The sequence below is a fragment of the Mastigocoleus sp. MO_188.B34 genome (genome assembly GCF_030065675.1).
GTDB lineage: Bacteria > Cyanobacteriota > Cyanobacteriia > Cyanobacteriales > Nostocaceae > Mastigocoleus.
The window spans coordinates 1-11,290 of record NZ_JASJDK010000187.1 but is presented as its reverse complement, the minus strand read 5'-3'; the positions used below and the strand labels follow the sequence as shown (position 1 = coordinate 11,290).

The following is an 11,290-nucleotide window of genomic DNA, read 5'->3' as shown; positions in this document are numbered from 1 at the left end:
CCTCTATTATTTTTGATTTTTATTTATTCTCCCAATCCCTAATTCCTAATCCCCAGTCACTAATCCCCAATCCCCAATCCCCAATCCCCAGTCGCAAAAATAATCCCTACAAACAGTTGCGAGTCATTTAAATTGCATTATGCTATTTACGCGGCGTGATTTAAGAGTAATTTTACGAACAAAATTATTTTGAATAATGAAATTTAGCGAAATTGTAGAAAAACTGGGTGAAGCTGCTGTTTCCAATAGTTTGACAATCAATAAAGAACTCGATCCGGAAATTACAGGAACCGCAGCCATTGATGATGAATCAAGTTCTGGCACTATTAGTTATGTTGAAGGCGCAAAATTTAAAACGTTTGTTAATACCACTAATGCCAGTGCTTTAATTTTACCGAAGGACAAAGACCTACAAGCTCAAGCCCTGGAAAGAGGTATTGCTTGGATCGAAACCTCAAACTCAAGACTTTTATTTGCCAAGGCTATTGCTATTTTCTATCAACCTTGGCGTCCGGTGGCTGAAATTCATCCCACTGCTGTGATTCATCCCACAGCCAAAATCGGTATTAATGTCTATATTGGTGCCCATGTTGTTATTCAAGCAGAAGCTGAAATCGGTGATGATGTGTGTATTCACCCCAATGTAGTAATATACCCTAATTGTAAAATTGGCGATCGCACAACTTTGCACGCCAACTGCAGCATTCACGAACGAACTCAAATTGGTATGGATTGCCAAATTAATAGTGGTTCGGTTATTGGTGCTGAAGGTTTTGGTTTTATCCCAACTGCGACTGGTTGGGAAAAAATGCATCAGTCAGGTTACACAATTTTAGAAGACGGTGTAGAGATTGGTTGCAATACCACCATAGATCGCCCAGCAGTGGGAGAAACAAGAATTGGTCAAAATACGGTTATAGATAATTTAGTCCAAATAGGTCATGGTTGTAAGACCGGTGCAGGTTGTGCGATCGCTGCTCAGGCTGGGATGGCTGGAGGTGTAGAACTCGGCAATCGAGTTATACTTGCCGGACAAGTAGGAATTGCAAACCAGGTAAAATTTGGTGATGGGTCCATCGCCTCGGCAAATTCTGGAGTTCATTCTGATGTCCCTCCCGGAGAAACTGTTTCTGGTTATCCAGCTGTATCCCACAGTCAATATTTGAAAGTGTCAGCTATTTTAAACCGTTTGCCAGAAATGTATCAAACATTCAGAAAATGGAAACGAAAGCTAGGAAATATTTGACTCTTTGCTAATGAAATAGTTATTACTTAATTGTTGCTTAAGCCTTTTTGTTTGATACCAAATCCGATTTTTAAAACCCTTTTATCTTTTTTGGGATTTCCCCCACACTCCATCTCATTATCAAAAGGGGGTAATTAAGCCGGATTTAGTATGAGTTCCATTAGCCCCAATATCCGGGGCATTTTAATCTTTTGGGAGTATATTTTGGAAGTATACTTTGAAAGGAATATCTCATAAGAAAAACTCTATGAATAAAATATTACAAATCAAACTTCTGATATTTCGTTATTGTTAATGGTGCGTGTTAATTTCACTATAATGCTATGGTTTCTCGTTCTATAATTCGATTAGTTAACTTGCAAATATTTTGTATGCCAGCACACATTGCAAGATAGTTCGGGGGCAAAATCAAATAGTTCAAAATATGAGAAAATAATCTAATCTTAGCCTGATATGTTTGACGCACACAAATTATCAGTTTCAAAAACTAATTTTAAAAAACTACAAAAAGATATAAGACATAACATCATAACCTAAAATTAATCATTATGCTTAACTTTCTCTACTGTGACTAAAACCTGTTATGAATTCGCTGAGGCTAATATCAAAAAAACACGTTAAAGTATTAGTTAAATTAGTTTGTGTCTATAGTAAATTTTTTTCATTATGAAATACGGTTGCCATCTGGGTTTATTTAGACAACAATTTATATTTGCATATTTCAATAAATAGCTAAACACACTCAAAATAAGCTTGCTCCTCTCGGAAATTTCGAGTTAATTATATTTGATTCGTTTTGACTTCTCAAACAAAAGAATTTATATAACACACACACATTTTTAGGGGATTTATATTTTATGAGTATGTTCTGCGAATATATCCCTTAATCAAACAGCTATTTACATAAGCTAATGTAAAATTTATAGCAATTGTATTCGTAATTTTATTTGTAGCTGATAGAGAAGCATCAGCTGAATTTGTTTGGAGAAATCACTATGCCTCAAATTAATCTTGCGGAAAATATCCGGGGCGAAAAAACGAGTAACTTATCCGTTGGTAAATACACCATTGAACTAAGTAATATCAATGGTGCTGTCATTGAACGAGGAACTAAACCAGAAGTAGTTCTAATAGATCCACCTTCTCCAAGTGATGGGGCGCTTACAAAGCTTAAAGGAGATGATGAACTGATAGATTTGGAAAGCATAGTTGAGCGAATAGCAACAATTTTCCAATCTAGTCAATCCGTCGAATTACGTAGTAAGACGGGATTAGAACAAACTACTTTGTTGCGTTGTTTGGCGAATCATAGTCAAATCAATTCCCTGTTCTCCCATAAAGTTATCTACCTACAGGTATTTCATCCAGAAGTTGAAGATATACTTCAGCGTATTTGGGAAAATTTTTATCGTAGCGATATTTTCTATAAACCCACCCCAGAAGAAATTCAGCGAGATATCGCAGACAAAGAAGTATTAGTCGTACTTGACGAAAATAAACTAATCCAGGATGAATTTAAAGAACTGTTTAAAAGCGCAGCAAACTGTAAATTTATTTTCAGTTCTTCTCAGAGAAAAATCTTAGAACCCAAAAATGTTATTGAGTTAACTGGGTGGGAAGAAAAAAATACAATATTGTTTTTGAAAAATCACTTGCAGCGTTCCTTAACTAATGAGGAGTTAGAAGCTGCGAGGGTTTTACATGCAAAACTAAAAGGAAACCCAACATATATCAGGTTAGTAATAGCTAATATTACTCAACGCGGTTTTGTACTAAGTCAATTAGTATCTCAATTACCTGATACTGCACCCGAACAGCATATTATTAAACACATTCTTGCACTTCTGACACATCAACAACGCCACATAGTAGATTTACTCGCAGTAATGGGAGATGTGGGACTAGATGGAAATCAAGTAGTATCTATAACCACATCTTCAGAATACTCTCAGATTCTGAAAGAGTTGTGTGAACTTCATATATTAAGGTTTGATGGTTCTCGTTATACTCTCACGCTTGTAATTCGAGAATTTTTATCTCCTCCAAGCAAATTAATTGAACCACTGGAAAATGCATTAAATTACTTTAAAAAAGTAGGGCAGAAATATCAATCAAAACCCGATCTCCTATGTCCAGAAATTGATGTCATAGTACAGCTGTTAGAAATTGCAGTTACAGCTAGTCGTTGGCAAGATGTAGTATTTTTGGGAATGTCTGTAGAAAGTTCCTTAGCCTTAAATAAATCTTGGGGCTTATGGAAACAAGTATTACAAAGAATCTTACAAGCATCGCAAGCTAGCCAGGAAAAAGCAATTCAAGCTTGGGCTTATCATCAGTTGGGTACTTGCTACTTGTGTTTAGAAGATAGTAATACAGCAACTGATTACTTAAACCAAGCATTAGACATACGTACGTCTTTAGACGATCAAACAGCAATTGTCGCTACCGGTCATCATTTAGACTTACTCCAACTGAATGTTGATTCCCACTCATCTAACACTCCAATAGTCGATACCAATATATCCGCAAACGATACGACCTTACTTTATTCACAACTAGAATCCAATTTGGATGAAACTCAAATTCCTTCTGATACTCATGTTGCAGATAGTAATTTACAGGGGAATGAAGATAAAGAATTACCAACTCGAATATATCGAAAGGGATCGTTCGAATTTCTGAGAAATTCCGCTCCGAAAAAAACTTCTTCCCCATCAAAAGGAATTATTGCTGCAGGGGTTTTCCTGTCTGGAGGATTGGTAGGATTACTCAGTTGGGATCGTATAACTCACACACCTGAAAATTCAACTTCTGATAATTCCCCAGATAACTCCCAATCCATTTCACCTGTAGTAGATTCAGTCCCAAAACCCGTTTCAACTCCTTCCTCGGTAAGTAAACCTGAACCCATACATATACCTCCAATTCCAGAAATTGCTTTACCAACATCGTCCCAGCTTGGAAAGCCCCCTGCTCCTGAACCACCTTTGGTACCATCAGCAGAACATCAGCATCCCAATCAGAGAAATATATATAAATTCAATCCAAAACTACCCAAAGAAATTCAAAATAAAAATTCTCAAAAGTCTAGATTTTCCACTGAATCAACTCCCGACTCAGATTTTCCAGTATTGGAATCCCCATCTCCTCCACTTCCCCCTTTGTCACCAAATATAGAACTCAAACCCAATATCAATAAATCTACTTCTAAAGTTATTTCTACTCCTAAAGTTATATCTACACCCAGAGCAAATATCACCCCCACTCCCATTCCAACTCCCAAACCTAATCCCACTCCTAAACCGAATCCAGAGCCAAAACCAAATTCTGCGGATTCAAGTTTAGATAATTCAGATTTAGATAATTCAGATTTAGATAATTCAAGCTCAAAGTCTACATTTTCACCAAATGCCAAGATTACTCCAGGTGAAAGAAATAAATCTTTACAGAAGTCGAATTCAAACCAAGTAGCACCAGAGCCTATGGTAACACCTGGTTTTACACCGATATCTGTGGAATGATTTGGGGTCATGGGTCATGGGTAGTAGGTAATGGGTAACAGGTAATGGGAATCATAATTATTTTTCTCCCAATTCCCAATCCCTAATCCCCAATTCCCAGAGACTAGAGGCTACGCCGACGCCGAAGGCTCTGACTATAGCTACGCTACCTATAGCTACGCTACCTACGGATCCGGAGCCGTCACCTGCGGATCTGCCTACGCCGTAGGCTTTATGCCGCTAAGAACGGGCGGCTGCTAACGTAGTGTACCGGATCCTCCGTAGGTATTGAAGCTATAGGTATTCCGCCAAGTGAGGGGCGTGGCGTAAGCCACGTTTGGACGCGGGCGGCGTAGCCGTTTGTTGACGCGCTACGCGTATGACTAAAGTCACGCTAACGCTAACAGCTTGCTGCGTGCAAACACCTCCGGTGCCCCTTGAACGCGCTTACAGCGAACACATCCGTAGGGTGCGTCCAACGCGCAGCGCCTTCTCAGGGGCGGCACGCAGTGCTTATGGCTCTTAGCGGAAGCGTGACGCTAGTCATACGCCACGCTACCGCTAACGCCGTTAGGCGCGGGCTCACCCCAATCCCCAATCTCTAATCCTTAATTCCTAATTTTTCTAAAATAGGTTTTGTATTAACTACATGGCGAGATAAACCTAATTCTTTGGGACTTACGCCAACAGCTAAAGCAACTAATTGGGGTAAGTGCAGTACAGGTAAACCAAGCTTTTCACCTATGACTTTTTCGACTTCCGGTTGGCGAGAATCTAAGTTCAAGTGACATAAAGGACAGGGAGTTACCAAGCAATCAGCCCCCGCTTCTAAGGCTTCTTGAATATGCTTCCCAGCCATTTGAAAAGATTCTTTTGTTGCATAACTAGAAAGTGGCCATCCACAACATTGGGTGCGACCTCGATAATAAATTGGTGTGGAACCCACAGCACGAAATACATTTTCCATCGCTTCAGGATGAAAAGGATTATCGTTGGTCATCGATTTTTGTGCCCGGAGTAAATAGCAGCCATAAAAAGCCGCACATTTTAGACCCGTTAATTTACGAGTAACTCGTTGGACAATTTCTTCGATACCAAAGTCAGCAACTAAAGCATAAAGAAGATGCTTGACTTGCGTTTTTCCCCGATAAGGCAAACAACCTTCTTTCTCTAAAAAATTATTAACTCGACCTAAATAATCAGGTTGTGTTTTTTGGTATTCTTTAAGCCGTTCATCTACGTGACCAATAACACCTTGACAAGTACTGCAATGGGTTAATAAAGGTAAATTTAATTCCTCCGCTAAAGCAATATTTCGAGCGTTGACAGTATCTTCTAAAAGTTGGGAATCTTCTTTGAATGTCCCAGAACCACAGCAAGCTGCTTTTTTGAGTTCAAACAGTTCGATTCCCAGAACTCGGCAAAGAGCAACGGTTGATTGATGAAGCTCGCCACAGGCTCCTTGAGCAACACAACCAGGATAGTAAGCATATTTTAGTGTCCGCGATAGCATAAAATTCTATTAATTGGGAAGATTAAGACTCGATCGAATAGTCATCGATCGCAGCTTGTTATGATGGATGATTAATTGTATGCACCCAAAAGTACGTACTTGAAAAATAGGCGCTAAAAAATTTAATAATAATTGAAAAATAGAAGCATTCTTACGGTGTACCCGATCACGCTTTCCGATAAGATGTATATGCTCAAAATTATGGCATCATTCAAGAGCCAATTATAGCAACCTCAAACCAGGATTTTTATCTATGAGTCAAACAGAAATTTTTGAAAAGGTTAAAGAAATTGTTACCGAACAGTTGAGTGTTGAGGCAGAGAAAATCAAGCCTCAATCCAATTTCGCTAACGACCTAGGGGCAGATTCTCTCGATACAGTTGAATTGGTGATGGCTTTGGAAGAGGAATTTGATATTGAAATTCCTGACGAAGCTGCTGAGAAAATTACAACAGTTCAAGAGGCAGTTGATTACATCAACGAGAAAGTCGCTGCATCTGCCTAAAATCTGCAGCGATCAAGTGTTGGGTGAGGAGTCACGTTGTAAGATAATCTAATTTTTACTAACTTCTCTTCTGGGGGAACGCCAGTAAAACCCCACTTCCTAAAATATATTTTTCCTGGAACTTATTTTTCCTGGAATTTATTTTTCCTGGAACTTATTTTTCCTGGAACTTATTTTCCTAAATTCTGGAATCTATTTTCCTGAGATTTATTTGTGGAAGACTTTGGTAAAAATAAAGATTCCCTCAGTATAGTAAAGTGAGCTTACCGGAACTGGGCAAGCTCTCCCAAGTCAAACTTACATCAGTCAGACTTAAAGATTTACAGAACGAAAAACTATAAATCGGGAAAGTAAAAATTAGGGCAAAATACTTCTGAGGCTGACTCCTCAGGACTCATAACTTAATAACTCATAATTCAGTAGGCAGTTTGGGACTCTGCCTCAATTTCTAGGTAATTTTTTTCTACCATCATGACAGATTATAAACGTAAGCGCGTTGTTGTAACTGGTGTGGGCGCGATTACGCCGATTGGAAATACACCAGATGAATATTGGGAAGGCTTATTAACCGGACGTAACGGGATTGGTGAAATCAGTGCATTTGATGCATCTAAACATAATTGTCGCATAGCTGGTGAAGTAAAAGACTTCGATCCTCAGAAATATATGGCTCGAAAAGAAGCCAAGCGCATGGATCGGTTTTCCCAATTTGGAGTTTCAGCAGCAAAACAAGCTTTGGCAGACGCAAAGTTAGTTATTAACGAACTGAACGCAGAACAAATTGGCGTAATTATTGGTTCTGGTGTTGGCGGTCTAAAAGTAATGGAAGACCAGCAAACAATTTACTTGGATCGCGGACCAGACCGCTGTAGTCCTTTTATGATTCCAATGATGATTGCTAATATGGCTGCGGGCTTGACAGCAATTCATACGGGAGCAAAAGGACCAAATTCTTGTTCCGTAACAGCCTGTGCAGCAGGTTCTAATTCCATTGGCGATGCTTTCCGGGTAATTCAAAATGGTTATGCCCAAGCCATGATTTGTGGCGGATGTGAAGCTGCAATTACACCTTTAGGGATAGCTGGTTTTGCTTCAGCAAGAGCTCTTTCAACTCGTAATGACGATCCTCAAAAAGCTTGTCGTCCTTTTGACAAAGATAGAGATGGATTTGTCATGGGTGAAGGTAGCGGAGTGTTAATTCTAGAAGAACTAGAACACGCAAAAAGTCGCGGTGCTAAAATTTACGCTGAAATCGTTGGTTATGGAATGACTTGTGATGCCTATCACATGACTTCCTTAGAACCTGGTGGAGCAGGACCAGCGCGTGCGATCCAGCTGGCTCTGAAAGATGGCGGACTTACTGCAGAAATGGTGAGTTACGTTAATGCTCATGGTACTAGTACCCCCGTAAATGACCCCAACGAAACCGCTGCAATTAAAAAAGCTTTGGGCGAACATGCTTATAAAATCGCTGTAAGTTCCACCAAGTCAATGACAGGGCATTTGTTGGGCGGTTCGGGCGGGATAGAAGCAGTAGCCACAGTACTAGCGATCGCTAACGACAAAGTTCCACCAACAATTAATTTAGAAAATCCCGATCCAGAATGCGATTTAGATTATGTTGCGAATGAAAGTCGCGCATTACCTGTAGAAGTTGCACTCTCCAATTCTTTTGGATTTGGCGGTCACAACGTCACATTAGCATTTAGAAAGTACAACTAATTCTTAATATTTAAGTCTCAAAATTTGAGTCGCACGTTTATTTTCTTCCTAGTATTGAAGGAATTGGTAAATTGGTAGCAGGTTACAGTAGCAGGTTCCAAATGAATGAAATTCTGAAAAAAATGTGAAGCGCAAATCCAAAGTAATTTGGGAAAAAGAGCAGTTTATGGAAAAGTGCGTTTCACACTTTTCTATGGCTTCAAGCTCCTCTACTCAGAGTTGTGAATTCTGAATGATTTCTGGATTCTGGCTCCTGACTCCTGTTAGCATAGCGAGGTAACTGGGCACAATCCTGCTACATATCTCTAAGCAATACTGGGAGTGAATTAGCCTTCATTTTTCGGTGTGACTGACAACGGAATAACGACTGTTACACTTCGTAAAATGAATGTGAATCTGAAAGGTCGAGATATTAATCCCAAATTTTCGCTCCTTGTGAGAGAGCAAGTCGCAATGGGATGATGGATATGCAGTCTTGGGAAAATTTAAAACAAACCCGAGCAAGATGCTCATGAGAGTACTAACCCGTCGTTAAGAATAAGAGATTATGGCTGTTGCAACCCAATCCCTTGAACAACTTTGTATTAATTCGATTCGCTTTTTAGCAATTGATGCTGTAGAAAAAGCGAAATCTGGTCACCCTGGTTTACCAATGGGTGCAGCACCGATGGCGTTTGTACTTTGGGACCGTTTCATGCGGTATAACCCCAAAAATCCCAAGTGGTTCAACCGCGATCGCTTTGTTTTGTCTGCCGGTCATGGCTCTATGTTGCAGTATGCCCTACTGTACCTGACAGGCTTTGACAGTGTGGGTATTGAAGATATCAAGCAATTTCGTCAGTGGGGGTCTCCAACTGCCGGACACCCGGAAAACCATATCACATCAGGGATAGAAGTAACCACCGGTCCACTAGGTCAAGGAATTGCGAATGGAGTCGGTTTGGCAATGGCAGAAGCACACCTTGCTGCCAAGTTTAATAAGCCCGATGCGAAAATTGTTGACCACTACACCTATGTAATTCTAGGTGATGGTTGTAACATGGAAGGTGTTTCCAGTGAAGCTTGCTCTTTTGCTGGACACCAAGGGCTAGGTAAACTGATTGCTCTGTACGACGACAACCATATTTCCATCGACGGTTCCACTGACCTTGCATTCACCGAAGATGTTTCTAAGCGCTTTGAAGCTTATGGTTGGCATGTTCTCCACGTCAAAGATGGCAATACCGATTTAGAAGGAATTGCTAAAGCCATCGAAGAAGCAAAATCTGTCACCGATAAGCCATCAATGATTAAGGTGACAACTACCATCGGTTACGGTGCACCAAACAAACAAAATACATCGGGAATTCACGGTTCTGCCCTTGGAACAGATGAAGTTAAAGCTACCCGTGAAAATCTCGGTTGGGAATACGAACCCTTCGATTTACCAGCAGATGCTTTATCTCACATGCGTAAAGCTGTAGATCGTGGTGCTGGTCATGAGGCTGATTGGGAAAAAGCTTACGCTGAATATAAAGCTAAATATCCCCAAGAAGCAGCTGAATTTGAACGTCAAATTAACGGTCAACTTCCCGATGGTTGGGATAAAGTATTACCTAGCTATACTCCTGCAGATAAAGGACTTGCTACTCGCAAACATTCTGAAACCTGCCTCAATGCTTTGGCATCGGTAATACCTGAATTTATTGGTGGTTCTGCTGATTTAACCGGCTCTAACCTGACCAAAATCAAAGATAATGGAGCATTCCAAAAAGGACAGCACCAAAACCGTAACGTCCACTTTGGCGTACGGGAGCATGGTATGGGTGCAATTTGTAATGGTATTGGATTACATGGTTCGGGATTAATTCCTTACGGTGCAACCTTCCTTATCTTCACAGACTACATGCGTGCAGCCATCCGCCTATCTGCTCTATCTGAGGTTGGAGCAATTTGGGTGATGACCCACGATTCCATTGGACAAGGTGAAGACGGTCCTACCCACCAACCCATAGAAACTTTAGCTTCATTACGAGCTATTCCTAACTTGACAGTATTTCGTCCTGCAGATGGAAACGAATGTTCTGGTGCTTACAAAGTAGCGGTCGAGAATGCTAAGCAAAACAAACCTACTTTGTTAGCCTTCACTCGTCAAGGTGTACCTAACTTAGCAGGTACTTCTGCTGCAAATGCAACTAAAGGTGCATACACTGTAGTTGATTGTGACGGTACTCCAGATCTAATCTTAATTGGTACTGGTTCTGAATTACAGCTCTGTGTGGGTGCAGCTGAGAAACTCACCGGCAAGAAAGTTCGAGTTGTTTCTATGCCTTCTTGGGAAATGTTTGAAGCACAGGATGCAGCTTATCAAGAATCAATTTTACCGAAAGCTGTCACCAAACGCGTAGCTGTAGAAGCTGGCGTGAGCTTTGGTTGGGAAAGATACATTGGTGCTGAAGGTGGTACTGTAACCATCAATCGTTTTGGTGCTTCTGCTCCTGGCGCTGTTTGTATGGAGAAATTTGGCTTTAGCATTGATAATGTAGTTGCCAAAGCTAAAGAAGTTTTGGGTTAGTCGTAAATAAATAATCTCTAAATAAAAGTTTGGGGTGGGCGAAGATTAGCCCGCCTTTTTTATGTTTGAAGGAAATGGGGGACAGAGAATAAAATTATACCAATTCCATCAATCATTGCAACAGATTCTCCTGTAGAGCGGGTGAGGAGGGGTTGGGTTTTCCCCTCCACAAAACATAAAAGAAACTGACGCTCACAAAATCAAAAAGTACGGTTTTATAAGCTTTCGAGCACAAGTTTCTTAGGAGACG

General features: G+C 40.3%; 6 protein-coding genes. 5 read left to right on the top strand and 1 reads right to left on the bottom strand.

Going from position 1 to position 11,290, the window contains the following annotated elements:
- The first annotated feature begins 196 nt into the window (after window positions 1-196).
- Together lpxD and QNJ50_RS27070 are read left to right on the top strand one after the other, a co-directional pair.
- Window positions 197-1,246: a UDP-3-O-(3-hydroxymyristoyl)glucosamine N-acyltransferase gene (lpxD, locus tag QNJ50_RS27075; protein ID WP_300641840.1), complete on the top strand. Its 1,050-nt coding sequence runs from the start codon at window positions 197-199 to the stop codon at window positions 1,244-1,246.
- A 995-nt stretch (window positions 1,247-2,241) separates the two neighbouring features.
- Window positions 2,242-4,767, top strand: coding sequence for a tetratricopeptide repeat protein (locus tag QNJ50_RS27070; RefSeq protein WP_300641837.1), 2,526 nt, complete (start codon window positions 2,242-2,244; stop codon window positions 4,765-4,767).
- Window positions 4,768-5,347: 580 nt separating this feature from the next.
- On the opposite strand, the gene QNJ50_RS27065 is transcribed toward QNJ50_RS27070, so the two are convergent.
- Entirely contained in the window at window positions 5,348-6,259 is a 912-nt protein-coding gene (locus QNJ50_RS27065; RefSeq protein ID WP_300641834.1) for a CoB--CoM heterodisulfide reductase iron-sulfur subunit B family protein, read from the bottom strand.
- Between the two features lie 253 nt (window positions 6,260-6,512).
- On the opposite strand from QNJ50_RS27065, the gene acpP reads away from it, so the two are divergent.
- The 3 genes from acpP (at window position 6,513) to tkt (ending at window position 11,040) form a co-directional block, all read left to right on the top strand.
- A complete protein-coding gene (acpP, locus tag QNJ50_RS27060; RefSeq protein WP_300641831.1) occupies window positions 6,513-6,764 on the top strand; it encodes an acyl carrier protein in 252 nt (83 codons plus the stop codon).
- A gap of 471 nt (window positions 6,765-7,235) precedes the next feature.
- Window positions 7,236-8,486 carry a beta-ketoacyl-ACP synthase II gene (gene fabF / locus QNJ50_RS27055; RefSeq protein WP_300641828.1) on the top strand — a complete coding sequence of 417 codons (1,251 nt, stop codon included), beginning with the start codon at window positions 7,236-7,238 and terminating at the stop codon, window positions 8,484-8,486.
- A 547-nt stretch (window positions 8,487-9,033) separates the two neighbouring features.
- Window positions 9,034-11,040 carry a transketolase gene (gene tkt, locus QNJ50_RS27050; protein ID WP_300641826.1) on the top strand — a complete coding sequence of 669 codons (2,007 nt, stop codon included), beginning with the start codon at window positions 9,034-9,036 and terminating at the stop codon, window positions 11,038-11,040.
- Window positions 11,041-11,290: the final 250 nt, after the last annotated feature.

What these genes read in the sequence shown, in the direction of transcription:
- fabF (WP_300641828.1), top strand. Translation starts at nt 7,236, where the DNA reads ATGACAGATTATAAACGTAAGCGCGTTGTTGTAACTGGTGTGGGCGCG.
- tkt (WP_300641826.1), top strand. Translation starts at nt 9,034, where the DNA reads ATGGCTGTTGCAACCCAATCCCTTGAACAACTTTGTATTAATTCGATT.
- lpxD (WP_300641840.1), top strand. Translation starts at nt 197, where the DNA reads ATGAAATTTAGCGAAATTGTAGAAAAACTGGGTGAAGCTGCTGTTTCC.
- QNJ50_RS27065 (WP_300641834.1), bottom strand. Translation starts at nt 6,259, where the DNA reads ATGCTATCGCGGACACTAAAATATGCTTACTATCCTGGTTGTGTTGCT.
- QNJ50_RS27070 (WP_300641837.1), top strand. Translation starts at nt 2,242, where the DNA reads ATGCCTCAAATTAATCTTGCGGAAAATATCCGGGGCGAAAAAACGAGT.
- acpP (WP_300641831.1), top strand. Translation starts at nt 6,513, where the DNA reads ATGAGTCAAACAGAAATTTTTGAAAAGGTTAAAGAAATTGTTACCGAA.